The following is a 23,560-nucleotide window of genomic DNA, read 5'->3' as shown; positions in this document are numbered from 1 at the left end:
TAACTTTAGAAGAATAATGCGTGTGAGCCCCTGTGCCGGGATACGGTACGGGGGCTTTCCGCATTTCTAGACCATTTTCCCGGAGCCGTTTCCGGACCCTTTTTCGGGTTCTCGGGGTCCACCCCTGTAATCGTCGGATCAGAGGCGGCCCGAGGCCTTGAGGGACAGGTAGGCGTCGGCGAGGGCGGGGGCCAGAGTGTCCGGAAGGGCGTCGACGACGTGGACGCCGTGGCGGGTCAGGCGTTCCGCGGTGCGGTGGCGGTCGGCTTCGGACTGGGCGGCCGAGGCGGCGCCGTAGACGGATTCCGTACTGCCGCGTCCCGCGGACATGAGGGCGATGTGCGGGTCCGCGACGGAGGCGAGCAGGACGGTGTGCCGGTCGGTGAGGCTGCTGAGTACCGGTAGCAGGCCCTCTTCGACGGGGGCGGGGTCCAGGCTGGTGAACAGGACGATCAGGGAGCGGCGCGGGGCCGAGCGCAGGGCGGCGGCGGACAGGCCGCGGGCGTCGGTCTCGACGAGTTCGGGTTCCAGTGGGGCCATGGCGTTGACCAGGGCGGGCAGCAGCTGGCCGGCGGCCTTGCCCTGGACCAGGGCGCGTACGCGACGGTCGTAGGCGAGCAGGTCCACGCGGTCACCGGCGCGGGAGGCGAGGGCCGCGAGGAGCAGTGCGGCGTCCAGGGCGGCGTCGAGACGGGGGATGTCGCCGACGCGGCCCGCGGAGGTGCGGCCGGTGTCGAGGACCAGGAGGATGTGCCGGTCCCGTTCGGGCCGCCAGGTGCGTACCGCGAGGGTCGATTGCCGGGCGGTGGCGCGCCAGTCGATGGAGCGGGTGTCGTCGCCGGGCACGTATTCGCGCAGGCTGTCGAACTCGGTGCCCTCGCCGCGGGTGAGCAGGCTGGTGCGGCCGTCGAGTTCGCGGAGCCTGGCCAGCTTCGACGGCAGGTGCTTGCGGCTGGTGAACGGGGGCAGGACGCGCACGGTCCAGGGGACTTCGTGGCTGCCCTGGCGGGCGAACAGGCCGAGCGGACCGTAGGAGCGGACGGTGACGCGGTCCGCGGTGCGGTCGCCGCGGCGGGTGGGCCGCAGGCGGGTGGTGAGGCGGCGGCGCTCGCCGGGGGGCACGTCCAGGGTGTGCCGGGAGGCGGCGGTCTCGGTGCCGGGCTGCCAGCTGCTCGGCGGCCAGGCGTCGCGGATGCGGGCGCGCAGGCGTCGGCGGGAGGTGTTCGTGACGGTGAGCGTGACGTCGGCGCTGTCGCCGAGGCGTACCGAGGTGTCGCCGGAGCGGGTGAGGCCGAGGCGGCGTACGGGGGCGGCGAGTGCGGCGTCGCAGGCGCAGGCGAGGGCGACGGCGCCGTCGACGGCGAGGATGCCCGTCCAGCTCGGTGCGAGCAGGCCGACGGGGAGGGTGCCGAGTGCCGCGAGGAGTGCGGCGCGTCCGGTGGGTGCCATGGCTCCTCGGTCAGCGGGGTACGGGGACGTGGCTGAGGATCGAGGTGATGACGGAGTCGGCGGTGACGCCTTCCATCTCGGCCTCGGGGCGCAGCTGGACGCGGTGGCGCAGGGTGGGCAGGGCGAGCGCTTTGACGTCGTCGGGGATGACGTAGTCGCGGCCGGTCAGCCAGGCCCAGGCGCGGGCGGTGGCAAGGAGGGCGGTCGCGCCGCGCGGGGAGACGCCGAGGGTGAGGGAGGGCGATTCGCGGGTGGCGCGGCAGATGTCGACGACGTAGCCGGTGATGTCGGGCGAGACGGAGGTCTTCGCGACGGCGGCGCGCGCGGCTTCCAGGTCTGCGGCGCTCGCGACCGGGCGTACGCCGGCGGCTTGCAGGTCGCGCGGGTTGAAGCCGGAGGCGTGCCGGGTGAGGACGTCGATCTCGTCCTGCCGGGAGGGCAGCGGAACGGTGAGCTTGAGCAGGAAGCGGTCGAGCTGTGCTTCGGGGAGGGGGTAGGTGCCCTCGTACTCGACGGGGTTCTGGGTGGCGGCCACCAGGAACGGTTCGGGCAGCGGGCGGGCGGTGCCGTCGACGGTGACCTGGCGTTCCTCCATGGCTTCCAGGAGGGAGGACTGGGTCTTCGGCGGGGTCCGGTTGATCTCGTCGGCGAGCAACAGGTTGGTGAAGACGGGGCCGGGCTGGAAGGAGAACTCGGCGGTGCGGGCGTCGTAGACGAGCGAGCCGGTGATGTCGCCGGGCATCAGGTCGGGCGTGAACTGGACCCGCTTGGAGTCGAGTTGGAGGCTCGCCGCCAGTGCTCGTACGAGAAGGGTCTTGGCGACTCCGGGGACGCCTTCGAGCAGGACGTGGCCGCGGCACAGCAGGGCGACGACGAGGCCGGTGACGGCGGGGTCCTGGCCGACCACGGCCTTGCCGATCTCGGCGCGCAGCCGCTCCAGGGAGGCGCGGGCGGCGGCGTTGTCGGCTGCGTTGTCAGTGGTCGGGTCCATCATGAAACGCGTACCTCTCTTTCGAGGGCGTCGAGGTGATCGGCGAGCCGGACGAGCGCCGCGTCGTCGGCGGGCGGCGGTCCGAAGAGCAGGGTGGCGGGGTCCTGGCCGGGTGCGGGGAGCCGGGCGGCCAGGGCGGGAAGCAGGGCCTCGGGTGTGTGTGCCCGGGAGGGGGCGAGACCGAGGAGGGGAGCGAGACGGGAGCGGGTGGCGGAGCGAAGGGCCGAGGCGGCGCGGTCGCGGGCCTGGGTGCGGTGGTAGAGGCGGGCGCGGCCCTCGGTGGTTTCGGAGGCGCGTACCGCGACGGGCAGGCGTTCGGGGACCAGGCGGCCGAAGCGGCGGCCGCGCCAGAGGGCGGCGAGGACGGCGGCGAGGGTCAGTTGCAGGGTGCCCCAGAGCCAGCCGGAGGGGACCAGGTCGAAGAATCCGCGTTCGTCGGTGTCGGCGGCGGAGTCGGACGGTGAGGGGAGGTACCAGACCAAGTGGGGCCGGGAGCCGAGGAGTTGCAGGGCGAGCGAGGCGTTGCCGTGCTCGTCGAGGTGTTCGTTGAAGAGGATGTCGGGGGAGCCGAGTACGACGGTGTCGCCGCGGGCGTCTGCCGCGGGCAGCCGCAGCAGGGAGGCGTGGCCCTCGTCCCGGTAGCAGCGGTCGGCGCCGGGGGTCGTGGTGCGGTAGCGCAGGCCGCCGATGTCCGCGGTGCCCGCGCGGCGGGCGGCGGGAAGGGCACAGCCGGGCGACAGTACGGAGTCGAGGCTGGGGGAGGCGTCCGCGGTCGTCCCGGGGGCGAGTCTGCCGACGGCGGAGGGTCCCGGGGCGACGAGTACGGTGCGGCCGCGGTCGTCGAGCCCGGCGAGGCGGCGCTGCTGGGTCGCGGTGAGCAGGTCGGGCCGGGCGACGAGCAGGGTCGTGTCCGCTCCGGCGGCTGCCTCGGCCTCGGCGGTGGTGGTGACGACGCGGGTGGACACCCCGCGGTCGGCGAGGAGTTGGGCGACGGCGCGGCTGCCGCGCGGATCGGCGGCGCGCGGGTCGAGCCGGCCGTGCTCCGCGCCGGAGCGTACGGCGGCGATGGCCACGGCGGCGACCAGGAGCAGGGCGAGCGCGATCAGCAGTCCGCGGGCGCGCCGCCAGAGCCCGCGCGGCGTCAGCGCGAGCGAGGTCGGCGCAGCGGTGGGATCGGTCGGCGAACCGGCGGCGGGGGCGGTCGCGGGGGGCGCGGCGGGCGCGGTCACCGGACCGCCTTCCAGGGGCCGCCGGAGGTGTTCCCGGCGGCGGAGAGTTCGGGCTTGGCGCGCTCCACCTCGTGGTCGAGGGCGGCGAGTTGCTCGTACGAGGAACGGGTGGCGGTGCGGCCGCCGTATGCGACGTCGTCGAAGCTGCGGGCCGCCGCGCGCAGCCGTTCCCCGAACGCGGGCAGGGGGCGGCTCGCCTCGTCGGCGCACTCGTCGGCGGTGCGGCCGGGACGCGGTTCGAGCAGGGCGCGTTCCTCGAGGGCGCGGACGAGGGCGCGCATGCGTTCCTGGACGGCCTGGTTCCAGTGGGCCTGGGCGGCGTGTGCCTCGGCGGCGGCCCGGTGTTCGGCGGCGCTGCGGGGCCGGTCCGTGAACAGGGCGGCGCCGGAGGCGGCGGCGGGGGTGCGGCGCGGGGTGCCCAGGCGCCACCAGAGCAGGCCGAGCAGGGCGAGTACGGCCAGTACGACGACCGTCAGACCGAGCCCGCCGCCGGGGGTGGCGCCGGAGGCGGTGCCCAGGATGTCGTTCAGCCAGTCCCAGAACGCGTCCAGGGCGCGCTGGACGAGTCCGGGTTCGTGCTCGCGGTACTCGCGCTCGGACAGTTCGCGCCGGGCGGCCTCCCGCGCCGGGACACGCGGGTCGGTCACCGGCGGCTCCTCGCCGGAGACGCCGAGGAGCGGCGCCGCCGCGAACAGGCCCCCCGTCACCGTCACGTGGTCAGCTCCCGGTGTAGCCCTGGACGCCCGCGGCGCGGCCCAGTTCGAGGTCGAGGGCTTCGCGCCGGATGCGCTGGTCGATGTAGAGAAGCACGGTCACACCGGCGGAGATCGGCAGGCTCAGCGTGGTGCCGATGACCGAGCCGACGCCCTGGACGATCAGGAACGTCCAGCTGTAGTCGTCCGAGCTGCTGCTCAGGAAGCTGTCCACGCCGCCCTCGCCCACCGCGCCCGCGATCAGCGTGAAGGGGATCACGATGATCGAGGTGAGCACATTGGCGATGATCGCGCCGAGCACCAGGATGCCGAACACCCGCCACCAGGAGCCCTGGACGAGTTTGACGGAGCGTCGCATCGCCTTGCCGATGCTCTGCTTCTCCAGCATCAGCGCGGGCGAGGCCAGCGAGAAACGTACGGTCAGCCAGACCGCGACGCCACCGGCCGCGATTCCGCCGAGCACCATCAGCCCGATCGCGCCGTCGCCGCCGGCCGTCGCCGCGACGAGGATGCCGGGCAGCATGCCCACCAGGACCACGGTCAGTGCGATGAGCGGCAGCAGCAGGGTCAGTCCGAGCAGGCGCAGCACCTGCGGCCGGGCGTCCTGCCAGGCCTGAGCGGTGCTCACGGAGCGGCCGATGACGGCGCGGCTGGTGACGGTGGTCAGCAGCGCGGTCGCGACGATCGTGCCGAGCAGCGAGATCAGCAGCACGATGCCGGAGCCGAGGAGGGCCTCGCCCATCGCGTCGGTGACCTCTTCGAGGCTGGCCGACTCGTCCTCCAGGGCGGAAGTGTCGGTCAGGTCGTTGAGGTAGAGGCCCTGGAGCAGGACCACGGCGACCTCGGTGACCACGGCGACGGCCAGGGCGATGCCGAGGACCGTGCGCCAGTGCTTGCGCATGGTGGCCACCGCGCCGTCGAGGATCTCGCCGACGCCGAGCGGGCGCAGCGGGATCACGCCGGGCTTGGCCGCGGGCGGCGGTCCGCCCCAGCCGCCGAAGCCGGGACCGCCGCCCCAACCGGGGCCGGGTCCCGCGGGGCCGCCGCCCCAGCCGGGTCCACCGCCCTGGCCTCCCCAGCCGCCGGGCGCTCCGGGGGGCGGGCCGCCGGGCGCGGAGCCCCAACCGGCGGGCGGCGGGGGCGGGTTGCCCTGCGGGGACTGCCCACCGGGGGCGGTCCACTGACCGGGCGGAGGCTGGTTGCCGGACCACTTCGAGGAGGGGCCGTTCGAGCCGGAGGGCGCGTCCGCACCGGACGCGCCGGGCTCCTGCCCGTCGGACGCGCCGGGTTCCTGGCCGTCGGACGCGCCGGGTTCCTGGCCGTCGGAGGGAGAGGATCCGGGCGAGGCCCAGCCCGGAGAGTCGTTCATCGTCGCTCCTTCTCGATGCCCGTTCGCACGAATGGCGGCGGGTTGGCGCCCATCGTGCCATGGGCCGTCCGTGGTGCGACGGGGTGCTGCCGGGGCAGCGCACCTTCATTTGTCGTGCGGCGACCGGGCAGACTGTGCGGATGGCTGATCACGAAGCGCGTTCACCCGCGGATGCGGCGATGGCCCCCCTGTCCACGATCCGCTGGGCCGAGCCCCCCGAGGGCCCCGTACTGGTGCTTCTCGACCAGACCAGGCTTCCGGCCGAGGAGGCCGAGTACCTCTGCACGGACGTGCCCTCCCTGGTGGAGGCGATCCGCGCGCTGGTGGTGCGCGGCGCCCCCGTCCTCGGTATCGCGGGCGCCTACGGGGTGGCGCTCGCCGCCGCCCGCGGCTTCGACGTGGAGGAGGCCGCCGATGCCCTGGCGGCCGCCCGTCCCACCGCGGTCAACCTGGCGGTGGGGGTGCGCCGGGCGCTGGAGGCCCATCACCGGGGGCTGGCCGAGTTCGACGCGCAGGAGGCGCGGGGAGCGCACGGGGAGGAGGCACGGCGTGCGGCGGGGGCGCGGGCCGCCCTGTCCGCCGCGCGGGCGCTGCACCAGGAGGACGCCGAGGCCAGCGAGCGTATGGCCGAACACGGCCTCGCGCTGCTCGCCGAGCTGCTGCCGGGCGGTACCCACCGTCTGCTCACCCACTGCAATACGGGCGCGCTGGTCTCCGGCGGGCGCGGCACCGCCCTCGCGGTGGCGCACGCGGCGCACGACCGGGGGCGGCTGCGCAGGCTCTGGGTCGACGAGACCCGGCCGCTGTTGCAGGGCGCGCGGCTGACCGCGTGGGAGGCGGCGCGTGCGGGCATGCCGTACACGCTGCTCACCGACAACGCGGCGGGCTCGCTGTTCTCGGCCGGGGAGGTGGACGCCGTCCTGGTCGGCGCGGACCGGATCGCCGCCGACGGCTCGGTGGCCAACAAGGTCGGTACGTATCCGCTGGCCGTTCTGGCCCGTTATCACCATGTGCCGTTCCTTGTGGTGGCGCCTCTGACGACGGTGGACCTGGACACCGCGGACGGTGCCTCGATCGAGGTGGAACAGCGCGCGGCGCAGGAAGTGACAGAGGTCACAGCGCCTCGGGTGGGCGCGCCGGTGCCCGCAGGCGGTGGGATGGCGGTGGCGCCGCTGGGAACCCAGGCGTACAACCCCGCATTCGACGTGACGCCGCCGGAGTTGGTCACGGCGATCGTCACCGAACAGGGCGTGGTGTCGCCCGTGACAGCCGGGGCTCTGGCCGAGCTGTGTGCCAGGCCACGTCAGATAACGATTCGCTAATGGGATGATGTCATTCATGAAGGGACGAGTCCTTGTCGTCGACGACGACACCGCACTGGCCGAGATGCTCGGGATTGTGCTGCGTGGTGAAGGTTTCGAGCCGTCGTTCGTCGCTGACGGCGACAAGGCGTTGGCCGCGTTCCGGGAGACCAAGCCCGACCTGGTGCTCCTGGATCTGATGCTGCCCGGCCGGGACGGCATCGAGGTATGCCGCCTGATCCGGGCCGAATCCGGCGTGCCCATCGTGATGCTCACCGCCAAGAGCGACACGGTGGATGTCGTGGTCGGCCTGGAGTCCGGTGCCGACGACTACATCGTCAAGCCGTTCAAGCCCAAGGAACTGGTGGCGCGGATCCGTGCGCGGCTGCGCCGCTCCGAGGAACCGGCGCCCGAGCAGCTGACGATCGGTGACCTGGTCATCGACGTCGCCGGGCACTCGGTCAAACGGGACGGCCAGTCGATCGCGCTCACGCCGCTCGAGTTCGACCTCCTGGTCGCCCTCGCGCGCAAGCCGTGGCAGGTCTTCACCCGCGAGGTGCTCCTGGAACAGGTCTGGGGCTACCGGCACGCGGCCGACACCCGGCTGGTCAATGTGCACGTACAGCGGCTGCGGTCCAAGGTCGAGAAGGACCCGGAGCGCCCCGAGATCGTGGTGACCGTCCGCGGCGTCGGCTACAAGGCCGGACCGAGCTGAGATGACCTCGCACGACAGTGCCGCTGCGGCGGGGGCGTCGGGCGCCCGCGCCGGGCGGCCTGTCGGGCCTGAGGGCGACCGGCTCGGGTACGACGGGGGCGGGGACGGCCACGGGGAGGCGAAGGGCGGCCGTGCCTCGGCTTTGCCGTCGCCGTCACGAGCGCTTCCGTCCATGCCCATGCCCACGTCCACGTCTACGTCCAGGTCTATGTCCAAGCCCGAGTCCGAGTCCACGATCATGTCCCCGTCCGAGCGCGAGCCCGAGTCCGTGTCGGTGCCCGAGTCCGTGTCCTCGTCCGCGAGTGTGGGCGGGGACCGGAGCCAGGCCCAGAGCCAGGGCGGAAATCACGCCCAGGGCGGAAGCCAAGGCCAGGAGAAGAGCGGCCGGGCGCGTAAAGGCGGGCGGGGCGGGCCCTCGCTGGGGCGGTTCCTGGACACCGGGCTGATGCTTCAGGGCGGCGTGCAGGGCAGCCCCGTGCTGCGGCTGTTCACGCGCTGGGTGCGGCGCCCGCTGCTGCCCGCGGTGCGGCTGTGGCGGCGGAACATCCAGGTCAAGGTCGTCGCCACCACCCTGCTGATGTCGCTCGGCGTGGTGCTGTTGCTCGGGTTCGTGGTCATCGGCCAGGTACGCAACGGCCTGCTCGACGCCAAGGTGAAGGCGTCCCAGAGCCAGGCCGACGGCGGCTTCCGCGCGGCCAAGGACCGTGCCGACGCCGCGAGCACCGGCGAGGGCGCGCCGGAGGGGGCGAACCCGGACGGGCGCCCCGAACAGAACACCGCGGTGTGGATGAACGACCTGGTCGAGCAGCTCTCCAGCGGCGGCCAGAGCGCCTTCGACGTGGTCACCCTCAGCCCGGTCGGCCAGGAGGAGACCGCCAGCGTGCGCGGCCCGCGCGCCTCCGGCGGCGTCGACCCGATCGCCAGCGTCCCCGAGGAACTGCGCGAGCGGGTCCGGCACGGCGCGGGCGCCTTCCAGAGCTACACCCGGATCGTCTACGGCGGCGACGACCAGGACCCCCAGCCCGCACTGGTCATCGGCAAGACCCTCAACGACCCGCACAGCGATCCGTACCAGCTCTACTACCTCTTCCCGCTGTCGCAGGAGGAGAAGTCGCTGAGCCTGGTCAAGGGCACCTTGGCGACGGCGGGGCTGTTCGTCGTGGTCCTGCTCGGGGCGATCGCCTGGCTGGTGGTGCGCCAGGTCGTCACCCCCGTACGGATGGCCGCCTCGATCGCCGAGCGGCTCTCGGCGGGCCGCCTCCAGGAACGTATGAAGGTCACCGGCGAGGACGACATCGCCCGCCTCGGCGAGGCCTTCAACAAGATGGCGCAGAGCCTTCAGCTGAAGATCCAGCAGCTGGAGGACCTCTCGCGGATGCAACGGCGCTTCGTCTCCGACGTCTCGCACGAACTACGGACGCCGCTGACGACGGTACGGATGGCCGCGGACGTCATCCACGAGGCCCGCGAGGACTTCGACCCGGTCACTTCCCGCTCCGCGGAACTGCTCGCCGACCAGCTCGACCGGTTCGAATCGCTGCTCGCCGACCTGCTGGAGATCAGCCGGTTCGACGCGGGCGCGGCGGCACTGGAGGCCGAGCCGATAGACCTCAGAGAGGTCGTACGCCGGGTCGTCGGCGGGGCGGAACCGCTGGCCGAACGCAAGGGCAGCACGGTGCGCGTCATGGGCGACGCACAGCCCGTGGTCGCCGAGGCGGACGCCCGGCGGGTGGAGCGCGTCCTGCGCAACCTCGTGGTGAACGCGGTCGAGCACGGCGACGGCAAGGACGTCGTGGTGCGGCTCGCGGCCGCGGGCGGCGCGGTGGCCATCGCGGTACGCGACTACGGCGTCGGTCTGAAACCGGGCGAGGCCAGCCGCGTGTTCAGCCGCTTCTGGCGGGCCGATCCGGCCCGCGCCAGGACCACGGGCGGAACCGGACTCGGACTGTCCATCGCCCTGGAGGACGCCCGGCTGCACGGCGGCTGGCTCCAGGCCTGGGGCGAGCCCGGCGGCGGCTCGCAGTTCCGCCTCACCCTGCCCCGTACCGCCGACGAGCCCCTGCGCGGCTCCCCGATCCCGCTCGAACCCGACGACTCGCGGCGCAACCTCGGGCTGCGCGAAGCGGGCCTGCCCCTCGGCGGCGCCGACCGCGCGGTCACCGTGCCGCAGAGCAGCCCGGTCGTACTCGGTGCTGAGGGGCAGAACGCGCCGGTTTCGGCGTTGGCTGTGGGGCCCGCAGGGCCTGTGGGGGCTGCGGGTGCGGGAGCGGCTTCTGAGGTGTCTGTGTCCGAGAGCCGGGCATCGGAGGGTCGGACATCCGAGGCTCGGGCATCCGAAGTTCGCGAATCCGGGGACTCTCAGTCCCAGGAGCCCCGAGCCGAGGTTTCTCAGTCCGAGGTTTCTCAGTCCGAGGTTTCTCAGTCCCAGGTTTCTCAGTGCCAGGTCTCTCAGTCCCAGGACTCCCGATCCCAGGACCTCGCGTCCGACGACCTCGCGTACGACGACCCCGTGTCCGACGACTCCGCGTCCGACGACTCCGCGTCCGAGGATTCTCCGTCCGAGGACTACGAGCCCACCGCCGCGGCTGGACGTGAGCGGGCCGCCGCAGAACAGGAGAGCAGTCGTGGCCGCTGACCGTGACGGGCGCCGAGCACGGCGTACGCGGGCGATCGGACGGCCGGGATGGCTCCTGCTCGGGTGTGTGGGGACGCTGCTCGCGGGCTGCGCGACCATGCCCGACCACGGCGACGTACGCGGGGTCGAGGCCTCGCCGCAGCCGGACGGGCAGGTCCGTGTCTTCGCCATGCCGCCGCCGCAGGGCGCCGCGCCCACCGAGATCGTGCAGGGCTTCCTGGAGGCGCTGACCAGCGACGATCCGCGGTTCGAGATGGCGCGCAAGTACCTGACCGAGGACGCCTCCCGCGACTGGCGCCCCGAGAGCTCCACCACGGTGCTCGCGGACGGCCCCAGCGTCCAGGACGTCGCCCGCGACCCGGAGAGCGACGGTGACGGACGAGCCTTCGCGCTCACCGGCACCAGCGTGGCCCGGGTCGACGCACAGCGGGCCTACGCCCCGAACCGGTCCGCCGCGTACAGCGAAGCCGTACACCTCACCCAGGTGCCGGGTGCGGACGGCAAGCTGGAATGGCGAATAGACAGGCCGCCGAGCGGAGTGGTGCTCGGCGAGTCCGACTTCCAGCGGATCTACCGCTCGGTCAGCAAGTACTTCTACGCGTCCGGGGTGGGCGCCGAGGACGGCCAGCCCGCTGTCGTCTCCGACCCCGTCTACGTACGCGAACGCATAGACCCGGTCACCCAGACCGTGCGCGCCCTGCTCGAAGGGCCCACCTCGTGGCTGTCGTCGGCCGTACGCTCCAGCTTCCCGCCGGGCACCGGCCTGCAGAAGGGCACCAAGGCGCTCGCGCCCGACGACCAGAACAGGCTCGAGGTGCCGCTCAGCGCGCACGCCGACTCCGTCGGCGAGAGCCAGTGCCACATGATGGCCGCCCAAATCCTGTTCAGTATCGACGACTTGACGCCCGCGGGCCTCAAGGAGGTCGAACTGCTGGGCTCGGACGGCTCGCCGCTGTGCTCCCTCAACCGCGAAGCAGCCGAGGTCGTCGCCCCGCACCGCAGCGCGGGCAAGGCCCGGTACCAGTACTTCCTCGACAAACAGCAGCGGCTCGTACGGCTCTTCGGCACCTCGGCCGGTCGCGAGCCCGACCCGGCACCCGGCGCGTTCGGCGACGGCGACCGCAAGCTGCGCGCCGCCGCGGTCTCCCGCGAGGAGGACAAGGCGGCGGGTGTCTCCCTCGACGGCCGTTCCCTGTACGTCGGTTCACTCGTCCAGGGCGCCGAACTCGGCGACCCGATGGTCACCAGCCGGGCCAAGGCCGAGGACGACCGTCTGACGCCGCCGAGCTGGGACGGGCGCGGCGACCTGTGGGTCGCCGACCGCGATCCGCGCGCGCCCCGCCTCTACCTCCTGCACAACGGCGCGGGCGAACCGTCCGAGGTGCGGATCGCCGGACTCGGCAAGGGACATGTGCAGGCGGTGCGGGTCGCCGCCGACGGCGTACGCATCGCGCTGCTCGTCGAGCAGGACGGCAAGCGCACCCTTCGGGTCGGCCGCGTCCACCGCACCGTCGACGACGACGGCAGCATCAAGGCCTCCGTACACCAACTCCGGGTCGCCGCACCGCAGATGGAGGACGTCAGGGCGATGTCCTGGGCCGGTGGCAGCAGGCTCGTGGTCGTCGGCCGCGAGGAAGGCGGCGTACAGCAGATCCGGTACGTGCAGGCCGACGGTTCCGCACCCGAGGGCGGCGTACTACCCGGCCTGAACGGCGTCGAGGAGATCGCCGCCTCCGAGGACGAGAGCCAGCCCCTGGTCGCCCACTCCGACGACGGCATCGTCCGCCTGCCGCTGGGGGCGCCATGGCAGACGGTGGGTGTGGTGGGGACGGCGCCGGTTTATCCGGGGTAGGCGGGGCAGCCAGCAGCCAGCAGCCAGCAGCCAGCAGCCAGCAGCCAGCAGGCATCCGCCCTCCGTCGTAACTCGGTTGCGGGGGAAGGGACTTGGGAGGCTGGGGAGCTGGGGCCCGTGCCCGGATCGGGTGGTGTCAGCGCAGGGACGACCAGAATCCGCAGTGGTGCTCCGCCGCTGCGTCGATGGGAGCGTCGCCTCCCGGTTGCAGTCTCATGGTCTGCGGGAAACGGTCCCAAGTGCCGCCGGGAGAGCCCGACTTGGCGAAGTCCGTCCAGTGGCGCAGCATGCGCGCGGCCAGTTCCGCCTGTGACTCGTCGAGAGTGATGCCGCGCATATCGAAGAAGTACGGCAGTTCCGAGGCGTGGTACGCGCCGAGTGGGAAACCGGGGTCGAGGTCGCGCCCCGGGGCGTCACGATCGGCGAACTCGTAGCCGTGCAACGGAACATGACGAGCCATCAGACGTGCCGACTCGAGTGAGGGACAGACCCAGGTGCGGTCCGTACCCACGGCTGCCCAGGCGATTCCGGGTGAGTCGCCGGGCGGATACTGCCGCGCGATGCGAGCCGCCTTGGCCGGTCCGAACGACGTACGCAGCAACTCCCCGTACCGCTCACGGGAGATCGGCCGGTCCACGGCGAACTGCGCCGCGTACAGGCGGTGTTCGTCGCGGGTGGTGCCCATCAGGACCGGCACGCGGTGGAAGTCGCCGTCGGCGAGTGCGCGGGCCGGGTGGCGCGGGAGGGTGCGGGTGCCGTAAGCGGCTTGGTTGAAGCGGTTGTTGAGGCGGAGCACCTCGCTGGTGCTTCTGCCGCGCAGGCAGGCGATGTCGGGGCAGTTCAGCGAACGGGCCGCCGCCAGGCCGCGTTCGCGCACGGTGGAGCGCGAGGCCCAGTAGGTCCAGGGGGCGGCTGCGGGGCCGAGCATGTTCTTCGGCCAGTTCTGATGGCAGGCGCCGCTCTGGATGATCGCGCGGTGGAACAGCCCCTCGGACCGCGGGGAGACGAGCTGTGCGCACACGCTCGCGCCACCCGTGGACTCGCCCATCAGCGTCACCTGCCCGGGATCGCCCCCGAACGCCGACGCGTTCGCCTTCACCCAGCGCAGGGCGGCCTGTTGGTCCTGCAGGCCGTAGGCGCCAGGATCGTCGAGGCCGGGGTGCCCGTAGAAGCCGAAGACGCCCAGGCGTGAGTTGACGGTGACCACCACGACGTCCCCGTCGCGCGCCATGCGCGCCGGGTCGTACTCGGCGCCCGACCCCGTCTTGAACGACCCGCCGTGCAACCACACCACCACCGGCCGGGGTTGGGGCCGGTCCTGCCGCGTCTCGCTCGGCGCGGTGACGTTCAGGTACAGGCAGTCCTCCGAACTCCCGGGCGCGGGCGCTCCGTTGCGCCCTCCCTGCACGCATTTCGGCCCCGGCGCCGTCGCCTGCCGAACCCCACGCCAGGCGGCGGCGGGCGCCGGGGGCTGCCACCGCCGGTCCGCCACCGGCGGCGCCGCGTACGGGATGCCCTGGAAGCGACGTACGCCGTCCTTCTCGGTGCCGGTCACCCGGCCTTTGTCGGTGGTGACGGTGAGGGCCGGGGCAGAGGCGCCGGGCGGGCGGGCCGAGTCGTCGCCGGGTGTGGAGCAGGCGGTGAGGAGGAGGGTGGTGAGGGGGATGGTGCGGAGGGTGGCTCGGGTGAGGGTGCGGAGGCTGCGCGTGGGGGCGGAAACCGGGGTGAGTGGCTTGTGGGCGTGGGGAGTTGGGGTGTGGTGATGGGCGGTCGGTGGTGTGGGAGGGGGAGGGGTGGGCGGTGCGTGGTCGGGCGTGTTCGTCGGCTGGTGGGGGTGGCTGAGCACGGAGACCTCGCGGGGGTGGGGCGGGGTGGGTGGCTGGGGCCGGGGAGTGCGTGCGGGGACGGGCGGGTGGCTTGCGTCGACTGCGGAGGTGGCGCGGGCACTTGCGGGGCGATCGTACGGCGGGGTGTGGGGTGGAGGGGTGGGGTTCGGCGGGGCCGAATGGGGTGGGGCTGAACTTGGCGGGGCCGAACCCGGCGGGTTGGTTGGGGAGCGGGGGATGCCGGGCAGTTGGGGTGGCTGGGGACGGGCGAGGCGGGGCGCGGTGCGTGGGTTCGGGTGCGGGCGTGGTGGTGCGGCGTGTGGGGTTCGGCTGGGGATGTGGACGCGGTGGCGTGGTGTGTGGGACGGGCGGCTGACGGAGGCAGGGGTTCGGCTCGGTGACCGCTGTTCCGCTCCGAGGCGTCGCTGGTGCCGTATCCGCCGCTCAGGAAGGGAGTTGGCGTCAGCACGTCCCCTCGTGACCAGTCCATGCCGAGAGTTATCCACAGGCCTTTCCCGGGGACTCCCTTTCCCCGCAAAGTGGAGCCATGCGAAGCCTCTGGCAGGACTTCGCCGACCTGGTACTTCCCGCCGACTGCGCGGGCTGCGGCGTGCGACGCACGGTGCTGTGCGAGGGGTGCCGGTCGGCGTTGTACGGACGTAGGGCGAGCCGAGTACGTCCCGATCCGGCGCCGCCGGGACTGCCGGTGGCGCACGCGGTCGCGCCGTACCGGGACGAAGTGCGGGCCGTGTTGCTGGCCCACAAGGAACGGGGAGCACTCGGGCTCGCCGTACCACTGGGCCGCGCCCTGGCGGTGTCGGTGCGTGCGGCCTTGCTGGAGGCGGCGGGAAACGGGGGCCTCGGTGAGAGCACCGGGTGCCGCTGCGGGGCGGTGGGCGTGGGGCGGGCGAGGGGTGCGGCGGGGGTGGAGGGGAGGGGAGGGGGAGGGGCCCCCACCCCAGCCCCGACCCCGACCCCGACCTCAATCCGAACCCGAACTCGAACCTCGACCCAAACCCGAAGCTCGACCCAAACCCGAACCTCGACCCCAACCCCACCCTGCGTACTGATCCCCCTCCCCTCCACCCCCCACTCCCTGAGATCCCGCGGCCACCACCCCACCCACCGCATGACCCTTGCCGCCGCCCGGCACCTGCGAGCCTCCGGCATCCCCGTGCGCGTACTGCCCGTACTCCGTCAGCGCCGTGCCGTCGTCGACCAGTCGGGCCTCAACTCCCGTCAGCGGCAGGCGAATTTGCGTGGAGCGCTGGAAGTGAATGCGAGGGGTATTCGTTTCTTCGCCGAGAGGAAACAGCTCTGGACGCCGCCGGACACACACAGGATGCGGCCGCACGCACAAAGGGATTGTCAGGCGCCGCAGCCCTCAACTCCCGGGCAGACAAAGCAATCCCGCACACACCGATACGCGCCGCAACCGCACCCGTACACACCGACCGCGAGCCATCCGAAAACCCCCGCGAATGAGTGCGCACACAGGTGCGAATATGCCCCCGACTCCGCGCTACTTCCTCCCCGGCGCCTCACCTCCGCCTTCACCCCGCCCCCTGCCCAAAGCCCCGCCATTCACGCCCCCGGAACCCTCGCCGTACCTGGCGCCTCCGGAACCCTCACCTCTTCCGAAATCGCCACCCCGACCCCCACCCTCACCCCCACCGTGATCATCGTCGACGACCTCCTGACAACGGGTTCCTCGATCGCTGAAGCCGCGCGTGCATTGTCGGCGGATGCCGGGGTAAGGAGCATCGCATCAGCGGTGATCGCGGCTCCGCCCGAGGCCTTCGAACTGCATACCGGCGAACCGCACCACTTCGACCCCCACAACTGACCCACGACGGCATCGGACAACAACCGGCCGGTAACCCCCACCGCGATCGCCACCCACCAGCGCAACCCCCACAACCGCCCCACAACCGCCCCACAACCGGGCCTCACGCCCCGGGGCGAAGCTCTTGGACAACTGCCGGGGAACGGCTCCCCGCCCCGACCAGAGCCACCGGCAACGGCCCGGAAGCCGCCCCTGGAAGCCTCCGGAAGCCCCCGCCCCCAGGTGTCCGGATCAGCCGGCCGAAAAACCGTCCGTCACGTTCCGCGCCGCGGGAATCACCGCGCAGGAACCCATCGACCACACGCATCGTTGCAGGTAGAGAGAGACCGGTTACACCCGAACGGAGGTAGACATCGAGAGAGGGTGACGACTTCCTCCGGGCGAGATATGTTCGGTTGTGAGGAATGGCGGAGGCCGGGTCCCGTACTCGGCCCGCTGATCTCTCCGACAACCGAATGCCGGACCGCGCACGCGGGCACGACAGTGAATTTCCGGTTCTCGCAATCACCCGGACCGGTGGGGTGGAGATCCCGCCGGCGGGGGAGGAGGAGGTGGAAGTCACCGAGTCCGAGGCTCCGCAAGTCGCCGGGGCCTGGTGCGAAAGGGAGACGCTCCGCCACCGTTGCGGGGCTTTCCGGGAACGGAGTTCTGCGTGGACATCGTCGTCAAAGGCCGCAAGACCGAAGTACCCGAGCGGTTCCGCAAGCACGTGGCCGAGAAGCTGAAGCTGGACAAGATCCAGAAGCTCGACGGCAAGGTGATCAGCCTCGACGTCGAGGTGTCCAAGGAGCCCAACCCCCGCCAGCACGACCGCTGTGAGCGTGTGGAGATCACGCTCCGTTCCCGCGGCCCCGTGATCCGGGCGGAGGCGGCTGCCAGCGACCCGTACGCGGCGCTCGACCTCGCCACCGAGAAGCTCGAGGCGCGACTGCGCAGGCAGCACGACAAGCGGCGCACTCGCCGCGGTACCGGCAGGATCTCTGCGGCGGAGGTGGCGGACCGCGTTCCCGACGCGGCGCACCTCAACACCGACGGCAGCATCGCCACGAACGAGCAGGAGCTCGACGACGGCGTCCCCGTCAAGCGGATGGGTCCGCTGGAGGTCAAGGGCGAGGGCCCGCTCGTCGTCCGGGAGAAGACCCACATCGCCGCTCCGATGACGCTCGACCAGGCGCTCTACGAGATGGAACTCGTCGGGCACGACTTCTACCTCTTCGTCGACTCCGAGACGAAGGAACCGAGCGTTGTCTACCGGCGTCACGCCTACGACTACGGCGTCATCCACATCACCACCGACCAGATGGTGACGGAGGCCTCCGGGTCGGCGGACGTCTCCATGTCCTCGGCAGGCGGCGTGATCGGCCACTGAGGCCGGACAGACGCGAAGGAAGAAGCGAAGAAGAGCGAAGAAGAAGGTGACCGCCTCGTTCCGGTGCCCCCGCGGACGCTGCCGCGTCCGCGGGGGCACCGGTGCGCCGGTGCTCTCCGGGGGAGGGCACATGCTGTTGTCGCCTCGCTGTCGTACGGGCATGGAATCATGACCGGAAGGCCAACCGGGGTGCTGCCGCCCGGGGTTGGTGCCTTCGACCCGGCAGCGCTGGAAGACAGGGCCATGGCCTTCAGGGGGAGGAACGATGGCGGACAGCTTCGGACCGATGCGTGAACAGGGCGCCGATCTAGGCGGCGTCGCGAGCGTGGACCCCCAGGGCGGTTCACCACGGCAGGAGCCGATCAGGGTGCTCGTCGTGGACGATCACGCGCTCTTCCGGCGCGGCCTGGAGATCGTGCTCCAGGCCGAGGAGGACATCCTTGTCGTGGGGGAGGCGGGGGATGGCGCGGAGGCCGTGGACAAGGCGGCGGATCTGCTGCCGGACATCGTGCTGATGGATGTACGGATGCCCAGGCGCGGCGGGATCGAGGCGTGCACCTCCATCAAGGAGGTGGCGCCCAGCGCGAAGATCATCATGCTGACGATCAGCGACGAGGAGGCGGACCTCTACGACGCGATCAAGGCAGGGGCCACGGGCTATCTGCTCAAGGAGATCTCCACGGACGAGGTGGCCACCGCGATCCGTGCGGTCGCCGACGGGCAGTCGCAGATCAGCCCGTCCATGGCCTCGAAGCTGCTCACCGAGTTCAAGTCGATGATCCAGCGCACCGACGAGCGCCGTCTGGTGCCCGCGCCCAAGCTCACCGACCGCGAGCTGGAGGTGCTCAAGCTCGTCGCGACCGGTATGAACAACCGTGACATCGCCAAGGAGTTGTTCATCAGCGAGAACACGGTGAAGAACCACGTGCGCAACATCCTGGAGAAGCTCCAGCTGCATTCACGGATGGAAGCGGTGGTCTACGCGATGCGCGAAAAGATCCTCGAAATCCGCTGAGCGCCGCCAGCCGTCACCAGCCACCAACCGCCACCGGCCGCCGACGGCGGCCGGAGCCACGAGCGGGCCCAGCCGATGACGAGGGCCGCGAGCCCCACCACGCCTCATCCGGTCAACCGCTTCACCTCCGCCTCCAGCCCCGCCCGCAGCTCCTCCTGCTCCAGCCGTTCGACGCGTACCTGGGTGCAGTCCACCCAGCTCGCGGCCTCGGCCAAGGCGCGGGCGACGTGCGGTACGGCGGAGGCGCCGGTGAGGGAGACCTGTTTGGCGAGCAGGGTGTGGCCCTGGCGGCCGGGGTCCACCCGGCCGACGAGGTGGCCGCCCGCGAGGACCGGCATGGCGAAGTAGCCGTGGATGCGCTTGGGGCGGGGGACGTAGGCCTCCAGGCGGTGGGTGAAGCCGAAGATCCGCTCGGTGCGGGCGCGTTCCCAGATCAGGGAGTCGAACGGGGAGAGCAGGGTCGTACGGTGCCGACCGCGCGGCGGTGTCCGCAGGGCCTCGGGATCCGCCCAGGCCAGGCCGGGTCCGGGGCGTGAGCCGCGGCCCGCGCCGCCGGGTTTGCCCCAGCCCTCAACCGTCACGGGTACCAGGCCCGAGTCGGCGAGGACCGCGTCGACCTGTTCGCCCTTGAGCCGGTGGTAGTCGGCGATGTCGGCGCGGGTGCCGACGCCCAGGGACTGTCCGGCGAGGCGTACCAGGCGCCGTATGCATTCGCGGTCGTCGAGTTCGTCGTGCAGCAGGGGCGCGGGCACGGCGCGTTCGGCGAGGTCGTACACCCGTTTCCAGCTTTTGCGCTGGGTGCAGACGACCTCGCCGTACATCAGGGCGCGTTCGACGGCGACCTTGGCGGCCGACCAGTCCCACCACTCGCCGGTGCGTTTGGCACCGCCCAACTCGGTGGCGGTGAGCGGGCCCTGCTCGGCGAGCTGCTTGATGACCTGCTCGTACGCGCCGTCGGGCAGTTCGTGGTTCCAGTGCGGGCGGGCCCGGTAGGCGCGGCGGCGGAAGGCGAAGTGGGGCCATTCCTCGAGGGGCAGGATGCAGGCGGCGTGCGACCAGTACTCGAAGGCGTGCGGCTGTCGCTCGCCGTGTTCCTGGTCGGGTGTCCAGTAGGAGTCCTCGACGTGGGTGCGGCCGAGGGCGCCGAGCCGGGCGTAGGGGACGAGTTCGTGGGAGCGGGCCAGTACCGAGATGGTGTCCAGCTGGACCGCGCCGAGGTGACGGAGTATGCCGCGCACCGAGGCTCTGCGGTCGGGCGCGCCGAGCAGGCCCTGTGCGCGCAGGGCGATGCGGCGTGCCTCGTCGGCGGACAGCTCTGTCGTCGGACGCGGTTCAGTGGTCATGACCGCACCCTAGGACCCGCCTCTGACAGTGCGGCTTCACCTCGGACGATGCGGCTCCACCTCGGACAGTGCGCCCGCCCCGGCCTCCGTCGACCCGGCCTCCACCGTCGCGCCGGACCCTCAACCGCCCGCCCCTCAACCGCCCGAACCGCGAACGCCCGAACCGCGAACGCGACCGCGCCTGTTCAGCCTCTCGGCGCGGGAACGTAGGGGGTCGTGCCGGGCAGTTCGAGGTCCGAGGGGAGCAGGGAGCCGACCCAGCTGTCGCGGCGCAGTCCGGCGTGGTCGATGGCCGCGCGCAGGGTGCCCTCCATGGTGAATCCGGCGCGCAGCGCGGTCGCGCGCGAGCCGTGGTTGCCGACTTCCGCACGCCATTCGATGCGGTCGAGTCCGACCTCGGTGCAGGCCCAGCGGCAGGCGGCAAGCACGGCTTCGACGACGTAGCCGTGGCCGCGGTGCTCGCGGGCGGCCCAGTAGCCGACCTCGCCGGTGCCGGGGCCGCGCATGGTGATGCCGAGCATCGCGGCGAGCGGGCCGTGGTCGGCGCCGCGGCCGCGCAGGAAGACGCCGAAGGTGAACATGGAGCCGTCGCGCCAGCCGTCGGGGACCATGCGGCGGGTGAACCCCTCGGCGTGCTCGGGCAGATACGGGGAGGGAATGGTGGTCCAGCGCTGGATGGCGGGGTCCTGGCAGGCCTCGTACACGGCGGTGGCGTCGTCGGGTCCGACCGTGCGCAGCAGCAGGCGTCCGGTGGCGAGGGTGACGGGTTCCATTGGCCGATTGTGTGTGTTCGGGGGTGGCCCGTGCCAGGGGTTGCGGCGACATGGCACGGTCTGGCCAGGGGGCGCGTGAGGTGCGGTGCGTGACCCTCTGATCACTCTTCGCGCCGGGTGGGCACCTTGGGCCCGGCTCGCGCGTTCGATGAGTGGGCACGTTTGCAGACCTGTGTCCGTTGCCCCAGTACCGTGGGCAAATGTCGTCGTCGCGGCAGACCTCCCGGCGCGGTGGGGTCCTCGCATACGATGGCCGTTGCTCGAAGCGCATACAAGCGAAACCGACCGCGCCAGGCCCGACCGGCAAGGAGACCAACCCCCGTGTCCGTCCTCTCGAAGATCATGCGTGCAGGCGAAGGCAAGATCCTGCGCAAGCTGCACCGCATCGCGGACCAGGTCAACTCCATCGAAGAGGACTTCGTCGGCCTCTCCGACGCCGAGCTGCGCGCGCTCACCGACGAGTACAAGCAGCGCTGCGCGGACGGCGAGAGCCTGGACGACCTGATGCCGGAGGCCTTCGCCACGGTCCGCGAGGCCGCCAAGCGTGTGCTCGGCCAGCGTCATTACGACGTGCAGATCATGGGCGGCGCCGCCCTGCACAACGGCTATGTGGCGGAGATGAAGACCGGTGAGGGCAAGACCCTGGTCGGCACCCTGCCCGCGTATCTCAACGCCCTGTCGGGCAAGGGCGTGCACCTGATCACGGTCAACGACTACCTGGCCGAGCGCGACTCCGAGATGATGGGCCGGGTCCACAAGTTCCTGGGCCTGGAAGTCGGTTGCATCCTGGCGAACATGACGCCGGCGCAGCGCCGCGAGCAGTACGGCTGCGACATCACCTACGGCACGAACAACGAGTTCGGCTTTGACTACCTGCGCGACAACATGGCCTGGTCGAAGGACGAACTGGTCCAGCGCGGCCACAACTTCGCGATCGTGGACGAGGTCGACTCCATCCTCGTCGACGAGGCCCGTACGCCGCTGATCATCTCCGGCCCGGCCGACCAGGCCACCAAGTGGTACGGCGACTTCGCCAAGCTGGTGACCCGCCTGAAGAAGGGCGAGGCGGGCAACCAGCTCAAGGGCATCGAGGAGACCGGGGACTACGAGGTCGACGAGAAGAAGCGCACCGTCGCCATCCACGAGTCCGGTGTCAGCAAGGTCGAGGACTGGCTGGGCATCGACAACCTCTACGAGTCGGTCAACACCCCGCTTGTCGGCTACCTGAACAACGCCATCAAGGCGAAGGAGCTGTTCAAGAAGGACAAGGACTACGTCGTCATGGACGGCGAAGTCATGATCGTCGACGAGCACACCGGCCGTATCCTCGCGGGCCGCCGCTACAACGAGGGCATGCACCAGGCGATCGAGGCGAAGGAAGGGGTGGACATCAAGGACGAGAACCAGACGCTCGCGACGATCACCCTGCAGAACTTCTTCCGCCTCTACGACAAGCTTTCCGGCATGACCGGTACGGCGATGACCGAGGCCGCCGAGTTCCACCAGATCTACAAGCTCGGTGTGGTGCCGATCCCGACCAACCGGCCGATGATCCGTGCGGACCAGTCGGACCTGATCTACCGCACCGAGGTCGCCAAGTTCGACGCGGTCGTCGACGACATCGCCGAGAAGCACGCGCAGGGCCAGCCGATCCTGGTCGGCACCACCTCCGTGGAGAAGTCCGAGTACCTCTCCCAGCAGCTCAGCAAGCGCGGCATCAAGCACGAGGTCCTCAACGCCAAGCAGCACGACCGGGAGGCGACGATCGTCGCCCAGGCCGGACGCAAGGGCGCGGTCACGGTGGCCACGAACATGGCCGGCCGTGGTACGGACATCAAGCTCGGCGGCAACCCGGACGACCTGGCCGAGACGGAGCTGCGCGGCCGCGGCCTGGACCCGGTGGAGCACGTCGAGGAGTGGGCCGCCGCCCTGCCCGCCGCCCTGAAGAAGGCGGAGCAGGCGGTGAAGTCGGAGTTCGAGGAGGTCAAGGACCTCGGCGGGCTCTACGTCCTGGGCACCGAGCGCCACGAGTCGCGCCGTATCGACAACCAGCTCCGCGGCCGTAGCGGCCGTCAGGGCGACCCCGGCGAGTCCCGCTTCTACCTCTCGCTCGGCGACGACCTGATGCGGCTGTTCAAGGCGCAGATGGTCGAGCGCGTGATGTCGATGGCGAACGTCCCCGACGACGTCCCGATCGAGAACAAGATGGTCACCCGCGCCATCGCCTCCGCCCAGTCGCAGGTGGAGCAGCAGAACTTCGAGACGCGCAAGAACGTCCTCAAGTACGACGAGGTCCTCAACCGGCAGCGTGAGGTCATCTACGGCGAGCGCCGCCGCGTCCTGGAGGGCGAGGACCTTCAGGACCAGGTCAAGCACTTCATGGACGACACCATCGAGGCGTACATCCAGGCGGAGACCGCCGAGGGCTTCGCCGAGGAGTGGGACCTGGACCGCCTGTGGGGCGCGTTCAAGCAGCTCTACCCGGTGAAGGTCACCGTCGAGGAGCTGGAGGACGAGGCCGGTGACCGGGCGGGCCTGACCGCTGAGTTCATCGAGGACGCCATCAAGGACGACATCCACGAGCAGTACGAGGCCCGTGAGGCGCAGCTCGGCTCGGAGATCATGCGTGAGCTGGAGCGCCGCGTGGTCCTGTCGGTCCTGGACCGCAAGTGGCGTGAGCACCTCTACGAGATGGACTACCTCCAGGAGGGCATCGGCCTGCGGGCGATGGCGCAGAAGGACCCGCTGGTCGAGTACCAGCGCGAGGGCTTCGACATGTTCAGCGCCATGATGGACGGCATCAAGGAGGAGTCCGTCGGCTACCTGTTCAACCTGGAGGTCCAGGTCGAGCAGCAGGTCGAGGAGGTCCCGGTGGAGGACGCGGCGCCCGCGAAGCAGGACGCGGTCCCGGCCGGTGCGGGCCGCCCGGAGATCCGCGCCAAGGGCCTGGAGGCCCCACAGCGCCCCGACCGGCTGCACTTCTCCGCGCCGACGGTCGACGGTGAAGGCGGCGTCATCGAGGGCGACTTCGCCGATGACACGGACGGCTCGGCGCGCTCCGAGTCCGACGGCCTGACCCGCGCCGAGCGCCGCAAGCAGCAGAAGGGCGGCCGCCGCCGCAAGAAGTAGTGGCG

16 protein-coding genes are annotated in these 23,560 nt (G+C 71.5%); 8 read left to right on the top strand and 8 right to left on the bottom strand.

The features are described from left to right. Positions 1–138 precede the first annotated feature (138 nt). The 5 genes from HUT18_RS10955 to HUT18_RS10935 form a co-directional block, all read right to left on the bottom strand. Positions 139–1,449: a DUF58 domain-containing protein gene (locus HUT18_RS10955; protein ID WP_176099975.1), complete on the bottom strand. Its 1,311-nt coding sequence runs from the start codon at positions 1,447–1,449 to the stop codon at positions 139–141. 10 nt (positions 1,450–1,459) lie between these two features. Continuing rightward, on the bottom strand, positions 1,460–2,440 hold the full coding sequence (locus tag HUT18_RS10950) for a MoxR family ATPase (RefSeq protein WP_176104430.1): 981 nt from the start codon (positions 2,438–2,440) through the stop codon (positions 1,460–1,462). After that, positions 2,440–3,585 (bottom strand): DUF4350 domain-containing protein, encoded by a 1,146-nt coding sequence (locus HUT18_RS10945; protein ID WP_254878977.1) that lies wholly within the window; start codon positions 3,583–3,585, stop codon positions 2,440–2,442. Before HUT18_RS10945 ends, HUT18_RS10950 begins: the two co-directional genes overlap by 1 nt. 80 nt (positions 3,586–3,665) lie before the next feature. Continuing rightward, positions 3,666–4,382, bottom strand: a complete 717-nt coding sequence (locus tag HUT18_RS10940) for a DUF4129 domain-containing protein (protein ID WP_176099971.1) — start codon at positions 4,380–4,382, stop codon at positions 3,666–3,668. 4 nt (positions 4,383–4,386) lie between these two features. Then, positions 4,387–5,751, bottom strand: a complete 1,365-nt coding sequence (locus HUT18_RS10935) for a glycerophosphoryl diester phosphodiesterase membrane domain-containing protein (RefSeq protein ID WP_176099969.1) — start codon at positions 5,749–5,751, stop codon at positions 4,387–4,389. Positions 5,752–5,891: 140 nt separating this feature from the next. Between HUT18_RS10935 and mtnA the strand changes: the two genes are divergently transcribed. The 4 genes from mtnA (at position 5,892) to HUT18_RS10915 (ending at position 12,254) form a co-directional block, all read left to right on the top strand. Next, positions 5,892–7,073, top strand: coding sequence for an S-methyl-5-thioribose-1-phosphate isomerase (gene mtnA, locus HUT18_RS10930; protein ID WP_176099968.1), 1,182 nt, complete (start codon positions 5,892–5,894; stop codon positions 7,071–7,073). 4 nt (positions 7,074–7,077) lie between these two features. Then, a complete protein-coding gene (gene mtrA, locus HUT18_RS10925) occupies positions 7,078–7,767 on the top strand; it encodes a two-component system response regulator MtrA (RefSeq protein ID WP_191870552.1) in 690 nt (229 codons plus the stop codon). Positions 7,768–8,212: 445 nt separating this feature from the next. Then, the gene (gene mtrB / locus HUT18_RS10920) at positions 8,213–10,402 is read left to right on the top strand and encodes an MtrAB system histidine kinase MtrB (protein ID WP_254878976.1); all 2,190 of its coding nucleotides are present in this window, start codon (positions 8,213–8,215) and stop codon (positions 10,400–10,402) included. A 97-nt stretch (positions 10,403–10,499) separates the two neighbouring features. After that, positions 10,500–12,254: an LpqB family beta-propeller domain-containing protein gene (locus HUT18_RS10915; protein WP_176104429.1), complete on the top strand. Its 1,755-nt coding sequence runs from the start codon at positions 10,500–10,502 to the stop codon at positions 12,252–12,254. A 136-nt stretch (positions 12,255–12,390) separates the two neighbouring features. On the opposite strand, the gene HUT18_RS10910 is transcribed toward HUT18_RS10915, so the two are convergent. Next, positions 12,391–14,100: a carboxylesterase/lipase family protein gene (locus HUT18_RS10910; RefSeq protein ID WP_176099966.1), complete on the bottom strand. Its 1,710-nt coding sequence runs from the start codon at positions 14,098–14,100 to the stop codon at positions 12,391–12,393. A gap of 1,655 nt (positions 14,101–15,755) precedes the next feature. On the opposite strand from HUT18_RS10910, the gene HUT18_RS33675 reads away from it, so the two are divergent. The 3 genes from HUT18_RS33675 (at position 15,756) to HUT18_RS10895 (ending at position 18,310) form a co-directional block, all read left to right on the top strand. Further along, a complete protein-coding gene (locus tag HUT18_RS33675) occupies positions 15,756–15,926 on the top strand; it encodes a phosphoribosyltransferase family protein (RefSeq protein ID WP_254878975.1) in 171 nt (56 codons plus the stop codon). A gap of 595 nt (positions 15,927–16,521) precedes the next feature. Beyond that, positions 16,522–17,295, top strand: a complete 774-nt coding sequence (gene raiA / locus HUT18_RS10900; protein WP_176099964.1) for a ribosome-associated translation inhibitor RaiA — start codon at positions 16,522–16,524, stop codon at positions 17,293–17,295. Positions 17,296–17,560: 265 nt separating this feature from the next. Continuing rightward, complete coding sequence (locus HUT18_RS10895; RefSeq protein ID WP_176099962.1) at positions 17,561–18,310, top strand: response regulator transcription factor; 750 nt, start codon at positions 17,561–17,563, stop codon at positions 18,308–18,310. A 104-nt stretch (positions 18,311–18,414) separates the two neighbouring features. Here HUT18_RS10895 and HUT18_RS10890 read toward each other — a convergent pair whose 3' ends face one another. Both HUT18_RS10890 and HUT18_RS10885 read right to left on the bottom strand, forming a co-directional pair. Continuing rightward, a complete protein-coding gene (locus tag HUT18_RS10890; protein WP_176099960.1) occupies positions 18,415–19,653 on the bottom strand; it encodes a winged helix-turn-helix domain-containing protein in 1,239 nt (412 codons plus the stop codon). Positions 19,654–19,838: 185 nt separating this feature from the next. Beyond that, entirely contained in the window at positions 19,839–20,426 is a 588-nt protein-coding gene (locus HUT18_RS10885) for a GNAT family N-acetyltransferase (protein WP_176099958.1), read from the bottom strand. Between the two features lie 321 nt (positions 20,427–20,747). Between HUT18_RS10885 and secA the strand changes: the two genes are divergently transcribed. Then, the gene (gene secA / locus HUT18_RS10880; RefSeq protein WP_176099956.1) at positions 20,748–23,555 is read left to right on the top strand and encodes a preprotein translocase subunit SecA; all 2,808 of its coding nucleotides are present in this window, start codon (positions 20,748–20,750) and stop codon (positions 23,553–23,555) included. The last annotated feature ends 5 nt before the right edge of the window (positions 23,556–23,560 follow it).

The sequence above is a fragment of the Streptomyces sp. NA04227 genome (genome assembly GCF_013364195.1).
Taxonomy (GTDB): Bacteria; Actinomycetota; Actinomycetes; order Streptomycetales; family Streptomycetaceae; genus Streptomyces.
Note: the sequence above shows the minus strand (reverse complement) of the source record. Positions and strands in the feature narration are given on the sequence as shown.

What these genes read in the sequence shown, in the direction of transcription:
- HUT18_RS10885 (WP_176099958.1), bottom strand. Translation starts at nt 20,426, where the DNA reads ATGGAACCCGTCACCCTCGCCACCGGACGCCTGCTGCTGCGCACGGTC.
- mtrB (WP_254878976.1), top strand. Translation starts at nt 8,213, where the DNA reads ATGCTTCAGGGCGGCGTGCAGGGCAGCCCCGTGCTGCGGCTGTTCACG.
- HUT18_RS10895 (WP_176099962.1), top strand. Translation starts at nt 17,561, where the DNA reads ATGGCGGACAGCTTCGGACCGATGCGTGAACAGGGCGCCGATCTAGGC.
- HUT18_RS10915 (WP_176104429.1), top strand. Translation starts at nt 10,500, where the DNA reads ATGCCCGACCACGGCGACGTACGCGGGGTCGAGGCCTCGCCGCAGCCG.
- mtrA (WP_191870552.1), top strand. Translation starts at nt 7,078, where the DNA reads ATGATGTCATTCATGAAGGGACGAGTCCTTGTCGTCGACGACGACACC.
- mtnA (WP_176099968.1), top strand. Translation starts at nt 5,892, where the DNA reads ATGGCTGATCACGAAGCGCGTTCACCCGCGGATGCGGCGATGGCCCCC.
- HUT18_RS10955 (WP_176099975.1), bottom strand. Translation starts at nt 1,449, where the DNA reads ATGGCACCCACCGGACGCGCCGCACTCCTCGCGGCACTCGGCACCCTC.
- HUT18_RS10935 (WP_176099969.1), bottom strand. Translation starts at nt 5,751, where the DNA reads ATGAACGACTCTCCGGGCTGGGCCTCGCCCGGATCCTCTCCCTCCGAC.
- HUT18_RS10950 (WP_176104430.1), bottom strand. Translation starts at nt 2,440, where the DNA reads ATGGACCCGACCACTGACAACGCAGCCGACAACGCCGCCGCCCGCGCC.
- HUT18_RS10890 (WP_176099960.1), bottom strand. Translation starts at nt 19,653, where the DNA reads ATGACCACTGAACCGCGTCCGACGACAGAGCTGTCCGCCGACGAGGCA.